Here is a 14,954-nt window from a genome sequence, read left to right as displayed (position 1 = left end):
CCGGCGCGATTTTACCTCATTTGTCCTTCGGAGCGTCCTCAAGCCATGTCCGCCTCCTCGCAATACGCCTTCGTCATGAAGAACATGACCAAGACCTTCCCCGGCGCGCCAAAGCCGGTGCTGAACGGTATCAACCTGCAATTTTATCGCGGCGCCAAGATCGGCATCGTGGGTCCCAACGGCGTCGGTAAATCGACCCTGATCAAGATCATGGCGGGCATCGATACCGATTACAGCGGTGAGGCATGGCCTGGCGAGAACATCACTGTGGGGTATCTGGCGCAGGAGCCGCAGCTCGATCCCGCCAAGAATGTGCTTGAGAATGTGAAGGACGGCGCGCGGGAAGTCGCGGACAAACTCGATCGCTTCAACGAGATCAGCATGATCATGGCCGATCCGCCGGAAGACGCCGATTTCGACGCTCTGATGGCCGAGATGGGCGAGTTGCAGGAGCAGATCGACGCGGTCGATGGCTGGACGCTCGACAATCAGCTTGAGATTGCGATGGAGGCCCTGCGCTGTCCGCCTTCCGACTGGTCGGTGGAAAGCCTGTCGGGCGGTGAAAAGCGCCGTATCGCGCTGACCCGCCTGCTGATCCAGAAGCCGGACATCCTGCTGCTCGACGAACCGACCAACCATCTTGACGCGGAGAGCGTGGAGTGGCTGGAAAATCACCTGAAGGAATATGCGGGTGCGGTGCTGATGATCACCCACGATCGCTACTTCCTCGACAATGTGGTGGGTTGGATCCTGGAGCTCGATCGCGGAAAATACTTCCCGTACGAAGGCAATTATTCGACCTATCTCGAGAAGAAGTCGAAGCGTCTGGAGCAGGAATCCCGTGAAGAATCGGGCCGCCAGAAGGCGATCAAGGACGAGCTGGAGTGGATCCGGCAGGGACCGAAGGGGCGCCAGACCAAGTCCAAGGCGCGTATCGCCAAGTTCGAACAGCTGGTCGCGAGCCAGGAAAGCCGCACGCCCGGCAAGGCGCAGATTGTTATTCAGGTGCCGGAGCGTCTGGGTGGCAAGGTCATCGAGGCGAAGAACATCTCGAAAGCCTATGGCGACAAACTGCTGTTCGAGGATTTGTCCTTCACTCTGCCGCCGGGCGGCATCGTTGGCGTGATCGGGCCGAACGGCGCGGGTAAATCCACGCTGTTCCGCATTATCACGGGTCAGGAGACGCCGGATTCGGGCGAGATCGACATCGGTTCGACCGTGCGCCTGGGCTATGTCGATCAAAGCCGTGACCATCTGGACCCGTCGAAGAACGTCTGGGAAGAGGTGTCGGACGGCCTCGATTATGTGAAGGTCAATGGCCACGACATGTCGACGCGGGCCTATGTCGGCGCTTTCAACTTCAAAGGGCAGGACCAGCAAAAGAATGTCGGCAAGCTGTCTGGCGGTGAGCGCAATCGCGTGCACATGGCCAAGATGCTGAAGAAGGGCGGCAACGTGCTGCTGCTCGACGAACCGACCAACGACCTTGACGTCGAAACGCTGGCGGCTCTGGAAGAGGCGATCGAAAACTTCGCGGGCTGCGCCGTGGTCATCAGCCACGATCGCTTCTTCCTCGATCGCCTTGCCACGCACATTCTTGCTTTCGAAGGCAACAGCCATGTTGAGTGGTTCGAGGGCAACTTCGAAATGTATGAAGAGGACAAGCGGCGGAGGTTGGGCGATGCCGCCGACCGGCCGACAAGCCTGGCTTACAAGAAACTCACGCGCTGATGGAAGTTGTGCGGCGCGTCGGGTGAGGATGATTGCAATTATAGCAACGATATCTTCGCCTTTCGCACTTGCACAATGAAGGTGCGAACCACATATCGGAGAGGCCTTTCAGGCATCCTCTCCTAAAACTTTCAGGCCGGCCCGATTGGGTCGGCCATTTTTTTGGTCGAGGGGCGAGTGAATGGCTCCGTGAATTTATTTGGGCCACTCAATCGGTTCACATTTGGAAAGCGAGGCCAACTCACCTGAGCGTTTGTTGCAAACAGCCGAAGGGTCGCGCTTTAAAAGGAAGTAGAGCCCTTCGACAAGCTCAGGGCGAACGGTTTGAGAGGGTAGATCGGCTCTCTAGCAGGTCGGCTTCTTCTCGAAAGACTTCAAGCCTTCGAGGGGCATGTCAGCTGCCTCGACGCGGGACACTTGCGCCGCTGGCGGGCCTTCAGCCGCCAAGGCCGTGAACCGTTCCACGGCTTCATCGGCGCCTTCGATTACCGCTTCGACGCTGCCGTCCAGGCGATTGCGGACCCATCCCGCCAAGCCCAACTCGGTAGCGGTCTGTTTTGCCCAGTTGCGGTAAAACACCCCCTGCACCCGGCCCAGGATCATGAGATGCCGGGCGACGACCATCAGTGAACCCGTTTGATCCAGGTCTGGCCGTTTTCCCGCGTTTCCGTGATGAAATTGGGGATCGCCTGCACCAGATCCGACAGGCGCTTGAAACCGTAATTGCGCACGTCGAAGCTGGAGCGATTGCCAACGCGTTGCCCGACTGGACCCAGGGCGGCATAGCCTTTCTCATCGCGCTTGGCCGCATCATAGGCTTCTATCAGGAGACGGATGACTTCATCATCCACCTTCTTGTCTTCATTCCTGGCTGGCGCAGCGGCTTTGGTCGAGACATCGAGCGGCATCGGCTCCGGCATTGCTTCGGACGCCGGTTCCGCCAGAGAGCGGGCGAGCGCGGCTACGTCGATGAAGCGGGTACAGGCCCGGCGGAAGCCTTCGGGTGTCTTGTCCGAACCGAAGCCATAGACGTCGATCCCCTCCTGACGGATACGCGTCACCAAAGGCGTGAAATCGCTGTCGCTCGACATGAGGCCAAAGCCCGTGACCCGGCCGCCCGCCATCAGGTCCATGGCGTCGATCGTCATCTTCATGTCGGTGGCATTCTTCCCCTTGGTGAGGTCGAATTGCTGCTGCGTTTCGATGGCCTGCGTCACGGCCTGCCGCGCCCAGCCCTTGAGCGACGGTTTGCTCCAATTGCCATAGGCGCGGCGGATGTTGACGGTTCCGAGCTCTGCGAGAACGGTCAGCACCGGGTCGAAATGGTCGGCGGAAGCGTTGTCAGCGTCGATCAACAGGGCGACATTGCCGCTGGGGATCGCCGAGGGCATCAGGCCGATTCCAGCGCCGCCGGATGGAATTCTCCGGTCGCTTCATCCAGCAGATGCAGCTGCCCGTCTGCAATCGCGAAGAATGCGCCGACCAACTTCAATTCGCCGTTGCGTTCTTTGGTGCGGACGCAGGGGAAAGTGCGCAGGTTGGCAAGGCTGACCTTGACCCCTTCCTGCTCCATGGCGCGATGCGCGTCGCGGCCGTGATCATCGCCGAAGCGTTCGACGACCTTTTCCCGCGCGCTATCAAGCATGTCTATCCAGTTATGGATGAAGCCGCCTTCTCCGGGAGGGGCGTCCTTCAATTCCTGGCTGAGGGCCGCCTTGCAGCCGCCGCACTTGCCATGGCCCATGACGACGATCTCGCCGACCTTGAGTACCTGAACGGCAAACTCCAGCGCCGCCGAAACGCCGTGATGGCCGGGGTTGGTTTCGAACGGCGGAACCAGCGCCGCCACATTGCGGACCACGAATATCTCGCCGGGGCTGGTGTCGAAGATCTGCGCGGGATCGACTCGGCTGTCGGAGCAGGCGATGACCATGACGCGCGGGCTCTGCCCTTCGCTCAACTCATCCCATCGGCCACGCTGTTGAGTCCAGCCGGTGTTGCGGAAGCGGCGATAGCCTTCGAGCATGTCTGAAAAGTCGGTCATGGCCAAGTCTCTGCCCAACAATCTGGGGGCTGGCAAGAGTGGGCATGCATCGCTATTTGATGGCGCATGACAGACACCGCTCCGCTACCTGTGCAAGCCACTCCGCAACGTGCGCGCAAGCCCGATTGGATCAGGGTGAAGGCGCCGACGAGTCCGGGCTATAACGAAACCCGAAAGCTGATGCGGGAAAAGGGGCTGGCCACGGTCTGCGAAGAGGCGGCTTGCCCGAATATCGGGGAATGCTGGACCAAGAAGCATGCGACCGTGATGATCCTGGGCGACGTGTGCACGCGGGCCTGCACCTTCTGCAACGTCAAGACCGGCATGCCGCGCAAGGTCGATCCGAACGAGCCGCAGAATCTGGCCGATGCCTGCGCGGAGATGGGGTTGGAGCATATCGTCATCACCTCGGTCGACCGCGATGACTTGCCCGATGGCGGGGCGTCGCAGTTCGTGAAGGTGATCGAAGCGTTGCGGCGGACGACTCCGGACACGACCATCGAGATTTTGACCCCGGATTTCCGGAACAAGCATGAACGCGCAGTCGAGATGATCGTGGCTGCGCGGCCGGACGTCTACAACCATAACCTTGAGACGGTGCCGCGTCTGTATCCGACGATTCGCCCCGGCGCCCGCTACTATGCGTCGCTGCGGTTGCTGGAGACGGTGAAGAGGCTGGACCCGTCGATCTTCACCAAGTCGGGGATCATGCTGGGCCTGGGCGAAGAGCGTCTGGAGGTCCATCAGGTGATGGACGACATGCGATCGGCCGACATCGATTTCCTGACCATGGGGCAATATCTGCAGCCCACGCCGAAGCATGCCAAGGTGATGGAGTTCGTGACGCCTGCGGCGTTCAATGCCTATGCAGGGATCGCGCGCGCCAAGGGATTTTTACAGGTGGCATCCAGCCCGCTGACCCGTTCCAGCTATCATGCGGGTAAGGACTTCGCCGAGATGCGGGCGGCGCGTGAGGCTCAGTTGGCACGGGCAGCGCGCTGAAAACATGCCGAAGCATCACGAAACAAGGCCACTTCCCTACACGCCTGACCAGATGTTCGACCTTGTTTCGAACGTGGCGGCCTATCCCGAATTCCTGCCTTGGATCAGCGCCATCCGCGTTCGCCAGGACAGTGATTCGGAGATGGTCGCCGACATGATCGTCGGCTTCAAAGGCATCAAGGAAAGCTTCACGTCGCGCGTGCACAAGCACCGGCCTGATTTCGTGCGCGTGGATTATCTGGAAGGCCCGCTCAAGCACCTGCACAACCAGTGGCGGTTCCGCGATGACGGGAAGGGTGGCGTGCTTGTCGATTTCGAGGTTGAATTTGAGTTCAAGAATCGGCTGTTCGAGATGATCGCCGGGCAGATGTTCGACAAGGCGCTGCGCAAGATGATCGGCGCGTTCGAAATGCGCGCGGCGGAACTTTACGGCGACTCGGGCAGCAGAAGCTCAAGCGCGCAAAGCGCCGCCTGAAGGCGCACGCCGCCCCGGCCGCTATCCTCAAAATGGCGCATGTCAGCGACGACCTTGTCCGGGTTGCCGCCTCGTTCGGCGCGGGCGAAAACGACGGTGCCGACCGGCTTTTGCTCTGATCCGCCGCCGGGGCCAGCGATGCCCGTAATGGCAACGGCGACATTGGCGTGGCTTTTGGTGAGGGCGCCCTGCGCCATTGCCCAGGCGGTCGCGATGGAAACGGCCCCGAAGGTTTCCAGCACATCCTGAGAAACCTTCAGCAGCTCATTCTTCATATCATTGGAATAGGTGATGAATCCCGCTTCAAAAACCTCCGAAGAGCCGGCGATTTCGGTGAGGGCAGCGGACACAAGGCCGCCGGTGCAGCTTTCCGCAACGGCGATGGTGCGGCCAGCGCGGCGATTGGCGATGATGACCCGCTCGGCGAGGTCCACCAACGGGGCAGGGAGGATGCGATCTGGCATGGGGTTAGAATAGCGCGGGGAGGGAGATGGTTGCAACGGCTTGTGCAGCGATGCCTTCGCGGCGTCCGGCAAAGCCCAGGCGTTCGGTGGTGGTGGCCTTCACGCTGACCCGGTCGAGGGGGATGCCGAGGAGATCGCTGATCCGCTGGCGCATTGCATCGCGATGGGGGCCGATCTTCGGCGCCTCACAAATGATCGTGATGTCGATATGGTCGATGCGGCCGTCCCGTGATGCTACACGTTCTCCGGCATATTCGAGGAATCGGGAGGATGCCGCGCCGCGCCATTGCGGGTCGGATGGAGGGAAGTGGCTGCCGATGTCCCCTTCGGCAAGAGCGCCGAGCATGGCGTCCACGATCGCGTGGATCGCAACATCCGCATCGCTGTGCCCCGCGAGTCCCTTTTCATGGGGAACCTGAATGCCGCAAAGCCAAAGCTCCTCGTCCGCAGCGAGCCGGTGCACATCATAGCCCATGCCGACGCGGGTCGTTCGTTGCGATGCCAGCAGGGTTTCGGCCCGGATAAAATCCTGGGGATAGGTCAATTTTTCCAACCTTTCGTCGCCGGGAACCAGCGTGACGTCATGACCCGCGTGACGCAGCATCTGGGCATCATCGGTGGCTTCGCGGCCATTGTCCCAGTTGCGATGCGCGGTGAGGATGGCGTCGAAGTGAAATGCTTGCGGGGTTTGCACCCGGAAGAGCGCCGATCGATCGACAATGTCGCCTGCCAGATCGCCCGCCGACCTTACCAACGTGTCGGCGACGGGGAGGGCGGGGATGGCACCCGGCGCAGAATCGAGCGCGGCCAGGAGTTGATCGATCATGGAAGCGGACAGGAAAGGACGGGCAGCATCGTGGATCAGCACCCTATCGGCACCACCGGCGGCGGCGATAGCCTCAAGTCCCGCGCGAACCGATCCGCGGCGGCTGTCTGCACCCTGTACGATGGACGTGATCTGATCCTCTTCAATCAGGGACCGGACTGTTTCCTCCTGCCCGGCGCCGATGACCAGGTAGACCGCACCTAACAACGGATGAGCCGCGAGTGCCTGAACGGAGTGGGCGATGACGGCCTTGCCCCCGATGTGACGGAATTGCTTGGGTGTACCGCCCCCGGCGCGACTGCCCTGTCCGGCGGCGAGCACCAGCGCGGCGACCCTGTGATTGCTCCCTGTCATCGCAGCGCGTGTAGCGAACGGCGGGCCGCTCCGCCAGACGGCTTGCTTGCCGCATCGCCGCTTTTCCGCTAAGGGCTGCCTGTTTTTTAGGCAAAGCTGGTGATGCGCATAATTTCCCCCATCTCCGTTGGTCCGGTGACGATCGACATGCCCGTGATCCTGGCGCCGATGACTGGCGTCACGGATATGCCGTTCCGCACGCTGGTACGCCGTTACGGATCGGGTCTGAACGTGACGGAGATGATCGCGAGCGCGGCGATGATCCGCGAGACGCGGCAGTCTTTGCAGAAGGCGGCCTGGCATCCGGTGGAGGAGCCGGTGTCGATGCAACTTGCGGGCTGCTCTCCACAGGAAATGGCCGAAGCCGCGAAGCTGAATGCGGATCGCGGCGCGGCGATCATCGACATCAATATGGGTTGCCCGGTCAAGAAGGTCGTGAACGGCGATGCCGGTAGCGCGCTGATGCGCGACCTGCCTCTGGCCGCTGCGCTGATCGAGGCGACGGTGAAAGCCGTCGATGTGCCGGTGACCGTCAAGATGCGCATGGGGTGGGATCATGCCAGCCTCAATGCCCCTGAACTGGCGCGGATTGCGCAGGATCTGGGGGCGAAGATGATCACTGTGCATGGGCGGACGCGCTGCCAGATGTACAAGGGTAGCGCCGATTGGGCGTTCGTGCGGAATGTGAAGGATGCAGTGTCGCTGCCCGTGATCGTCAATGGGGATATCTGCTCGATCGAAGATGCGGAAACAGCGCTGGAGCAGAGTGGCGCGGACGGCGTCATGATCGGTCGGGGCGCCTATGGTCGGCCTTGGCTGATCGGACAGGTGATGCACTGGTTCCGCACGGGCCAGCGTCTTCCCGATCCTTCGCTAGCCGAACAATATCATCTGATAACAGAGCATTATCGTGCGATGATCGAGCATTATGACGGCCTGACGGGCGTCAACATGGCTCGCAAGCATATCGGTTGGTATACAAAGGGGCTCACCGGATCGGCGGAGTTTCGTAACGCTGTCAATCAGGAGCCGGATGGCGACGTGGTGCTGGATATGCTGGCGCGCTTTTACGAGCCGCTGATTACGCAGGACGGAGCGATCGAGACGCGCAAGGCGGCATGACCATGCCACTGACGACTGTCCCGCCGCCCCAGATGCAGCAGGACGGGCCATCGCCGTCGGAATTGATGATCGCACTCCCCGTGGCGACATTGATCGTGGCGCCGGACAACAGCATTGCCGATGCGAATGTCCGGGCGGAAACTTTGCTCAACATGGCCCGATCCGCGATCGTGGGAAGTGATGTCACGCGCACGGTTCGCATGGCGGATGCGAGCTCTCGCTTCGACATTTGGCATAGCAGCAAGCCAATCGCCGCTTATGACGTCAAGGTGCATGCGGGGCGAACGGCGGAGATGGAAGTCGATCTGATGATCGCGCCGATTGTCGATCATGAAGGGTGGCGCGTGGTGTCAATCCACGCTCAAAGCCACGCGCGGCAAATTGGTCATCGTGGCACCCCGGGCGGCGCGCGATCGGCCATGGGCGCCGCAGCCATATTGGCCCATGAGATCAAGAACCCGCTGTCGGGCATCCGTGGCGCCGCGCAGCTTTTGGAGTCCGGCAACGATGGACGCGACGCCGTGCTGACCCAGTTGATCTGCAATGAGGTCGATCGGATCGCCGCCCTGATCGACCGCATGCAGGACTTCACGACCGATCACAGGCTGGAATGCCGACCGGGCAACATCTACCCCATGATCGATCGCGCGGCCAACATCGCCGCTGCCGGTTTTGCAAAAAATATGAGGATCATAAAGCGTTATGATCCGTCATTGCCATTTGCCGTCATCAATGACGATGCACTTGTACAGATCATGCTCAACCTGCTGAAAAATGCCGCTGAGGCGCTGGATGGCATCGAAGAACCCTGCATCCGCGTTGAAACCGCGTTCCGCCATGGCGTATCGGTCGTGCTGGGCGATGGAAAGGGCAGCGCGGTACTGCCGATCGAGATACTGGTCATCGATAATGGGCCGGGCGTGCCTGAACATATATTGGATCACCTGTTCAACCCCTTCATCACGGGCAAGCGCGACGGACAGGGGCTGGGGCTGGCATTGGTGGATAAGCTGGTGCGGGACATGAATGGGTTCGTCCAATATTCACGCGATCCAGACGCGGGCGAATCGACGTTCCGTATCCTGCTTCCCATGGGGATGGGCGCATGACGACCACAGGGTCCATTCTGGTCGTCGATGACGATCCCGCCATTTGCATGGTGGTCGGGGAAGCGCTGCGTCGGCAGGGGCATAAGGTAAAGACCGCCTCGTCCATTCGGGAGCGTAGCGCCCTCATCGACAGTTTTGCGCCGGATGTACTCATAACTGACGTCATGCTGCCGGATGGAGATGGCTTGGACGGCGTCGCGGAGATCCTGGAGCGCAGGCCGGGCCTTAGCGTGATCATATTGTCGGCGCAGAACACTTTGAACACTGCGATCCGGGCCACGGAGAAGGGGGCCTTCGAATATCTTCCCAAGCCGTTCGACCTCAATGAATTAGCGCGGGCGGTGGGGGACGCCCTGGGCATGAACAAGGCCGAGGAGGGCAATCAGGAGGATGGCCTTCCGCATGACGGGCTGCCCCTCGTCGGACGATCTCCCGCCATGCAGGAGGTTTACCGGACGATCGCGCGGGTATTGTCCAACGATCTTAGCATTCTGGTGCTGGGGGAGTCGGGTACGGGCAAGGAACTTGTCGCCGAAGCGATCCATGGGCTGGGGCAGCGCCGGACCAAGCCATTTGTCGCCATCAACATGGCGGCAATTCCGCGCGAACTGATCGAGGCGGAACTGTTCGGCTATGAGAAGGGTGCGTTTACGGGGGCCAATGTCCGGACTGCCGGGAAGTTCGAGCAGGCGCAGGGTGGAACCCTATTCCTCGATGAGATCGGCGACATGCCGATGGAGGCGCAGACGCGCTTGCTCCGGGTCTTGCAATCAGGTGAGGTGACGACGGTCGGTGGATCGAAGCCGGTGCGGGTGAATGTCCGCATCGTGGCGGCGACGAACAAGGACCTTCCCAAGCTGATCGAGGAAAACAGGTTCCGGGAAGATCTTTATTACCGGCTGAATGTCGTGCCTATCCCCTTGCCTGCCTTGCGCGAACGGCGGGAGGACGTGATCCTGCTTGCAAGGCATTTCCTGGAGCGCGCCGCGCAAGAGGGACTGCCCCGAAAGACGTTGTCGGATGACGCCGCGCAATTGCTGATGGCCTATCATTGGCCAGGCAATGTCCGTGAGCTTCAGAACCTGATGCAGAGGCTGGCGGTCCTGAGCCGCGAGACCGTGATCGCGGGGGAGGTGTTGCGCAACAGTTTGCCGCTGGACCTGGTGCCTCCGGATTATGCCGCGCCTGCCGATCAATTGGTCCTGGCCTTGCGCGAATGGGCAAAGCGGCAGTTGGGGGTCGGCATCGGACAGCCCAATCGGAACCTGCATGATGATATGCTGGCGGTCGTCGAACCGATCCTGTTGCAGGAAACGCTGGCGAGCGTGGATGGTAACCAGATCCGGGCCGCCGGGTTGCTGGGGATCAACCGTAACACGTTGCGCAAGAAGTTGACCGACTATGGTTTGGACCCGCTGCAGTTGCGCGTTTCCGACTGAGGCGGGACGAAACGACACAGGTGTTCGGCCAAGGGACAATCTGTCCCAAATACTGTGTTTGATCAGGCACGGCGTTGTTGTAAGAAAGCCACTATGGAAGGTGCAGTGACTCTCTCCAGGCGAGGTCGGGCATGGAAGAGATATTTTCCGCCCTTCCTTCGACGTCATCTCGCTCCGCTGGTAGAGGCGGTCACGTTAATGCTGTTCCTAGGAACGGCGGGTATCACCTATTTCCTGTTATCGGGCCAGGGCCAGTCCTACACGCTGCTTACGCCGCCGATCGTCGCGTTGTTGCTGGTGGGAAATCTGGTTCCGGCGATTGCGCTTCTCGTGCTGCTTGGACGCCGGGTTGCAAAGCGCCGCGCCGCCCAGTCCGCGATAGGCAGCGACGGGCAACTTCACGTCAGGCTGGTGGCCATCTTCTCGATCGTGGCCAGCGTCCCGATGTTGCTGGTCGTCATCTTTGCCTCACTGCTGTTCCAATATGGCGTGCAATTCTGGTTTTCGGACAGCGCGCGCGGAATGTTGCAAAATGCCAGCGACCTTGCGCGCGGCTATTATGAGCAGAATCTTCGCGAGGTGGGCGACGAAACCGTCACCATGGCGAGCGACTTGCGGGATTATCTCGGCCAATCGAAGGTATCGAGCCCGCGTTTTGCCGAAGGTTATATTTATCAGGTTGTCACACGAAAGCTCAATCGCTCGGCAATCATTGAAGTGGGTAAGGACGGCGTGGCGCGTACCGCCGCAACGGTTGATCCGGATAGCCGACCCGCCTCAGACATGCTGTCACCCGATGCGATCAAGCGACTGGAAGCTGGCGAGAATGTGGTTGTCGCCGCGAAGCCAAACCAGATCGAAGCGGTGACGCTGCTCTACCCCGGCGCGAAAATCTATCTTTATGCCACTCGGGATTCCGGTTCGACTGCGTTCAGCAACGTGGAGCGCGCCCAGAAGGTCCTGTCCGACTATGATATCTTCGCCGCCCAATCACGCGCCCTTCAGCTACGATTTAACGTTGCCCTTTTCGTGGGATCGCTTCTGCTGGTTGGCATAGCGGTCTATATCGCTTTGGCAGTTGCGGATTGGATGGTTCGCCCGGTGAATGAGTTGGTGACCGCCGCCCGGCGGGTGACGGCAGGTGACCTGTCCGCTCGCGTTACCAGTCCCCAGTCCCGCGATGAAATCGGAACGCTCGCATCTGCCTTCAACAGGATGACCCAGAGGTTGGAAGCGCAGACCGGCGCGCTCGTCGCCGCAAACAGCCAGTTGGATGAACGTCGCGCCTTTATCGAAGCCATCCTGTCAGGGGTTTCCGCAGGCGTATTGTCGGTGGACAGGGAAGGGGTGATCCTGCTTCTCAACAGTTCGGCCGCCGCCATTCTGGTGAAGGACGGCGATGATCCGGTAGGGCGACCGCTGAGCGCCGTTTCGCCAGAACTGGCGGCCCTTATCGCTTCGGAGGAGGGGGCGGGGATTGTCCAGACACGCGCGCATGGCGAAGTACGGACCTTGGCCGTCAAAGTGTCGGAGGACGCGTCCCGCCATATCCTGACGTTCGACGACATCACGCAGCAATTGTCCGATCAACGACGCGCCGCGTGGTCAGATGTGGCTCGTCGGATAGCGCATGAGATCAAGAACCCGTTGACGCCCATCCAGCTCGCGGCCGAGCGTTTGCAGCGGCGCTATGCCGAGGAAGTGACGAGCGACAAGGCCACCTTCGCTCGCCTGACCGGGACCATCGTCAGACAGGTAGGCGACCTGCGACGGATCGTGGATGAATTTTCTTCGTTTGCCCGGATGCCCAAACCTGTGTTCCGCCGCGAGGCTGTTGCGGATATCGCCCGTCATGCCCTGTTCCTGCACGAAGTGGCACATCCCGACGTCAAGTTTGAATTCCATGGCGGGCCACATGATATGGAACTTGTTTGCGACCGGCGGCAGTTGGGGCAGGCGCTGACCAATATCGTAAAAAATGCCGTGGAGGCTATCGAACCCAAGCCCGAACCTGCCGAGGGTGGAGTCCGTGGTCATGTTCGCATGACGGTCGGTCAGGAGGACGGCAACCTGCTCATCAACGTCAGCGATGACGGGATCGGGCTTCCGCCGGAGCGGGAGAGGGTGCTGGAACCCTATATGACGACCCGCAGCAAGGGGACGGGCCTGGGGCTCGCGATCGTCAAGAAGATCGTCGAGGAACATATGGGTGAGATCCGCCTGGAAGATGCGGAAGGCGGAGGGACGAGCGTTACGTTGCGCTTCCCCACTGCCGCTCTTGAGAAATTGGAAGAAGGGCAGGTCGTAGCATTGCCCAAGGGAAAAGTGACAGCCAATGGCGCTTGATATTTTGGTAGTCGATGATGAAGAGGACATCCGTGATCTGGTCGCGGGCGTGCTTGAGGATGAGGGCTTTACCACTCGCACTGCCGCCAACAGCGACAGCGCGATCGAGGCGCTGGATACCAGACGTCCTTCGCTGGTCCTGCTGGACGTCTGGCTTCAGGGATCGACGCTGGATGGTCTGGAATTGCTCGACGTGATCAAGCAGCGCGACGCGACCATTCCGGTGCTCATGATTTCAGGGCATGGAAATATCGACACGGCCGTGGCTGCGATCCGCAAGGGCGCGGCGGACTTTATCGAAAAGCCTTTCGAGGCCGACCGGCTGTTGCATCTGGTCGCGCGCGCTACAGAGACCGAGAGATTGCGGCGGGAAAATCAGGTCCTGCGTGCCCGGTTTGGACAGGATGACGAACTCACGGGCACGTCGGCCGCGATCAATGCGGTTCGGGCGACGATAAAAAAGGTCGCGGGCACGGGCAGCCGGGTGCTGATTTCCGGTCCTGCGGGCGTCGGCAAAGAAGTAGCGGCTCGCATGCTTCACAGCTGGAGCGGGAGGGCCGACGCGCCCTTTATCATCGTCGCGGCGGCGCGAATGGACCCCGACCGGGTCGAAGAGGAACTGTTCGGCGTCGAAGATCCCAGCGGCCTTGTGCGTCCCGGCTATCTTGAGCAGGCGCATGGCGGCACGCTTTACCTTGACGAGATCGCGGACATGCCCGTCACGACGCAGGGCAAGATATTGCGGGTTCTGACGGATCAGAGCTTCACGCGCGTGGGAGGGCAACGGCAGGTGAAGGTGGACGTACGCGTCATCTCTTCGACCGCGCGGGACCTGGCGGCGGAAATTGAGGAGCGGCGGTTCCGGGAAGACCTGTTCTATCGCCTCAACGTCGTGCCCCTGATCATCCCTTCCCTCTCGGAACGGCGAGACGACATTCCACCGCTGGTCGAACATTATCTAGCACGTTTCGCGGCTGAACGGCGGGTGCCGTCGCCCGAAATCGCCAGTGACGCCATGGCTGCGCTTCAGGCGAACGAGTGGCCCGGCAACGTTCGCCAGCTGCGCAATGTCATCGAACGGACAATGATCCTCGCTCCGGGCGAGCGGATTGGCCGGATCGAGCTGGACATGCTGCCTAGCGAACTTTCCAGCAATGGCGCAGGCGAAGGGATGGGTCAGTCCGCGATCATGGGGGCGCCGTTGCGGGAAGCACGCGAAAGTTTCGAACGCGAGTATCTGCGCATTCAGATCAGGCGATTTTCCGGCAACATATCCCGGACGGCCACGTTCATCGGCATGGAGCGGTCTGCATTGCACCGCAAGCTCAAGCTGCTTGGGATCACGGATGGAAAAGACAATTGATGCAAGGGGATGAACGATAGCCCATCTGGGGCATGGACGCCCCTTCGCAATTGCGGTAGCTTTCTGATTGCCCCCGGTGAGCGGGGGCAGGCAAGACACCCTGCCCAGGGGTGCAAGAGCGGGTAACGTCCCGCCAATAAGGTGAAGACCATGGCAGAAAAACTCAATAATCTTCAGGACATATTCCTGAACAACCTGCGCAAGAGCAAAACTCCCGTGACCATGTTCCTGGTCAAGGGCGTGAAGCTGCAAGGGATCATCACCTGGTTCGATAACTTCTCAGTTCTGTTGCGGCGCGACGGGCAATCGCAGCTTGTCTACAAGCACGCGATTTCCACCGTGATGCCCGCTCAGTCGATGGACTTGACCGACCTTCGCAAGGCGAGCGACGGCAATTCAAAGCCCAAACTGCTTCAGGAAGTATTCCTCAGCGCCGTTCGCAAGTCCGGTAGCCCGGTGACCATGTTCCTGGTCAACGGCGTGATGTTGCAGGGCGAGATCGCAGCATTCGATCTTTTCTGCATGCTGCTGGAGCGCGACGGCATGGTGCAGCTTGTCTACAAGCATGCCATCTCCACTGTTCAACCTCTCCATGCGCTTGACCTGAGTGGCGAAGGCGAGGGCGAGGATTGATCAATCTATTTCGGTACGGCCCGCCTTCTGATGAGGCGGGTCGGCG

Annotated in this window: 13 protein-coding genes and 1 pseudogene; 9 read left to right on the top strand and 5 right to left on the bottom strand. The window is 60.6% G+C overall.

The genetic code is table 11. The features are described 5' to 3' along the window. Positions 1–45: 45 nt before the first annotated feature. A complete protein-coding gene (gene ettA, locus ACZ5U1_RS04595; protein WP_196226107.1) occupies positions 46–1,731 on the top strand; it encodes an energy-dependent translational throttle protein EttA in 1,686 nt (561 codons plus the stop codon). Between the two features lie 345 nt (positions 1,732–2,076). Here ettA and ACZ5U1_RS04590 read toward each other — a convergent pair whose 3' ends face one another. Genes ACZ5U1_RS04590 through ACZ5U1_RS04580 form a run of 3 tightly spaced genes read right to left on the bottom strand, consistent with a single transcriptional unit; the run spans position 2,077 to position 3,775 of the window. Further along, positions 2,077–2,358 carry an acylphosphatase gene (locus ACZ5U1_RS04590; RefSeq protein ID WP_464779960.1) on the bottom strand — a complete coding sequence of 94 codons (282 nt, stop codon included), beginning with the start codon at positions 2,356–2,358 and terminating at the stop codon, positions 2,077–2,079. Beyond that, the gene (locus tag ACZ5U1_RS04585; RefSeq protein ID WP_464779571.1) at positions 2,355–3,122 is read right to left on the bottom strand and encodes an NYN domain-containing protein; all 768 of its coding nucleotides are present in this window, start codon (positions 3,120–3,122) and stop codon (positions 2,355–2,357) included. Before ACZ5U1_RS04585 ends, ACZ5U1_RS04590 begins: the two co-directional genes overlap by 4 nt. Continuing rightward, a complete protein-coding gene (locus ACZ5U1_RS04580) occupies positions 3,122–3,775 on the bottom strand; it encodes a carbonic anhydrase (RefSeq protein ID WP_464779570.1) in 654 nt (217 codons plus the stop codon). The genes ACZ5U1_RS04585 and ACZ5U1_RS04580 overlap by 1 nt, the downstream gene beginning before the upstream one ends. A gap of 44 nt (positions 3,776–3,819) precedes the next feature. On the opposite strand from ACZ5U1_RS04580, the pseudogene lipA reads away from it, so the two are divergent. Beyond that, positions 3,820–4,777 (top strand): annotated as a pseudogene (gene lipA, locus ACZ5U1_RS04575) (lipoyl synthase). A gap of 4 nt (positions 4,778–4,781) precedes the next feature. Then, entirely contained in the window at positions 4,782–5,252 is a 471-nt protein-coding gene (locus ACZ5U1_RS04570) for a type II toxin-antitoxin system RatA family toxin (protein ID WP_464779569.1), read from the top strand. Here ACZ5U1_RS04570 and ACZ5U1_RS04565 read toward each other — a convergent pair. Both ACZ5U1_RS04565 and ACZ5U1_RS04560 read right to left on the bottom strand, forming a co-directional pair. After that, positions 5,204–5,716: a CinA family protein gene (locus ACZ5U1_RS04565; protein WP_196226101.1), complete on the bottom strand. Its 513-nt coding sequence runs from the start codon at positions 5,714–5,716 to the stop codon at positions 5,204–5,206. The genes ACZ5U1_RS04570 and ACZ5U1_RS04565 overlap by 49 nt on opposite strands. A 4-nt stretch (positions 5,717–5,720) precedes the next feature. Continuing rightward, on the bottom strand, positions 5,721–6,896 hold the full coding sequence (locus ACZ5U1_RS04560) for a bifunctional 2-C-methyl-D-erythritol 4-phosphate cytidylyltransferase/2-C-methyl-D-erythritol 2,4-cyclodiphosphate synthase (RefSeq protein ID WP_464779568.1): 1,176 nt from the start codon (positions 6,894–6,896) through the stop codon (positions 5,721–5,723). 102 nt (positions 6,897–6,998) lie between these two features. On the opposite strand from ACZ5U1_RS04560, the gene dusB reads away from it, so the two are divergent. The 6 genes from dusB to hfq all read left to right on the top strand — a co-directional run bounded on the left by dusB (position 6,999) and on the right by hfq (position 14,908). Next, positions 6,999–8,018 (top strand): tRNA dihydrouridine synthase DusB, encoded by a 1,020-nt coding sequence (gene dusB / locus ACZ5U1_RS04555; protein ID WP_464779959.1) that lies wholly within the window; start codon positions 6,999–7,001, stop codon positions 8,016–8,018. Beyond that, positions 8,015–9,127 carry a two-component system sensor histidine kinase NtrB gene (locus ACZ5U1_RS04550; protein WP_464779567.1) on the top strand — a complete coding sequence of 371 codons (1,113 nt, stop codon included), beginning with the start codon at positions 8,015–8,017 and terminating at the stop codon, positions 9,125–9,127. Before dusB ends, ACZ5U1_RS04550 begins: the two co-directional genes overlap by 4 nt. Beyond that, positions 9,124–10,566, top strand: a complete 1,443-nt coding sequence (gene ntrC, locus ACZ5U1_RS04545) for a nitrogen regulation protein NR(I) (protein ID WP_464779566.1) — start codon at positions 9,124–9,126, stop codon at positions 10,564–10,566. The genes ACZ5U1_RS04550 and ntrC overlap by 4 nt, the downstream gene beginning before the upstream one ends. A gap of 93 nt (positions 10,567–10,659) precedes the next feature. After that, positions 10,660–12,912, top strand: a complete 2,253-nt coding sequence (locus ACZ5U1_RS04540) for a sensor histidine kinase (RefSeq protein WP_464779565.1) — start codon at positions 10,660–10,662, stop codon at positions 12,910–12,912. Next, complete coding sequence (ntrX, locus tag ACZ5U1_RS04535) at positions 12,902–14,275, top strand: nitrogen assimilation response regulator NtrX (protein WP_464779564.1); 1,374 nt, start codon at positions 12,902–12,904, stop codon at positions 14,273–14,275. The genes ACZ5U1_RS04540 and ntrX overlap by 11 nt, the downstream gene beginning before the upstream one ends. A gap of 150 nt (positions 14,276–14,425) precedes the next feature. After that, complete coding sequence (gene hfq, locus ACZ5U1_RS04530; RefSeq protein ID WP_464779563.1) at positions 14,426–14,908, top strand: RNA chaperone Hfq; 483 nt, start codon at positions 14,426–14,428, stop codon at positions 14,906–14,908. Positions 14,909–14,954 lie beyond the last annotated feature (46 nt).

Source organism: Sphingobium sp. TomTYG72 (assembly GCF_055394715.1).
This window is presented reverse-complemented; position numbering and strand designations above follow the sequence as displayed.

Bases quoted from the DNA above. Each gene is read 5' to 3' on its own strand.
- ettA (WP_196226107.1), top strand. From the start codon at position 46: ATGTCCGCCTCCTCGCAATACGCCTTCGTCATGAAGAACATGACCAAG.
- ACZ5U1_RS04585 (WP_464779571.1), bottom strand. From the start codon at position 3,122: ATGCCCTCGGCGATCCCCAGCGGCAATGTCGCCCTGTTGATCGACGCT.
- ACZ5U1_RS04580 (WP_464779570.1), bottom strand. From the start codon at position 3,775: ATGACCGACTTTTCAGACATGCTCGAAGGCTATCGCCGCTTCCGCAAC.
- ACZ5U1_RS04570 (WP_464779569.1), top strand. From the start codon at position 4,782: ATGCCGAAGCATCACGAAACAAGGCCACTTCCCTACACGCCTGACCAG.
- ACZ5U1_RS04565 (WP_196226101.1), bottom strand. From the start codon at position 5,716: ATGCCAGATCGCATCCTCCCTGCCCCGTTGGTGGACCTCGCCGAGCGG.
- ACZ5U1_RS04560 (WP_464779568.1), bottom strand. From the start codon at position 6,896: ATGACAGGGAGCAATCACAGGGTCGCCGCGCTGGTGCTCGCCGCCGGA.
- dusB (WP_464779959.1), top strand. From the start codon at position 6,999: ATGCGCATAATTTCCCCCATCTCCGTTGGTCCGGTGACGATCGACATG.
- ACZ5U1_RS04550 (WP_464779567.1), top strand. From the start codon at position 8,015: ATGACCATGCCACTGACGACTGTCCCGCCGCCCCAGATGCAGCAGGAC.
- ntrC (WP_464779566.1), top strand. From the start codon at position 9,124: ATGACGACCACAGGGTCCATTCTGGTCGTCGATGACGATCCCGCCATT.
- ACZ5U1_RS04540 (WP_464779565.1), top strand. From the start codon at position 10,660: ATGGAAGGTGCAGTGACTCTCTCCAGGCGAGGTCGGGCATGGAAGAGA.
- ntrX (WP_464779564.1), top strand. From the start codon at position 12,902: ATGGCGCTTGATATTTTGGTAGTCGATGATGAAGAGGACATCCGTGAT.
- hfq (WP_464779563.1), top strand. From the start codon at position 14,426: ATGGCAGAAAAACTCAATAATCTTCAGGACATATTCCTGAACAACCTG.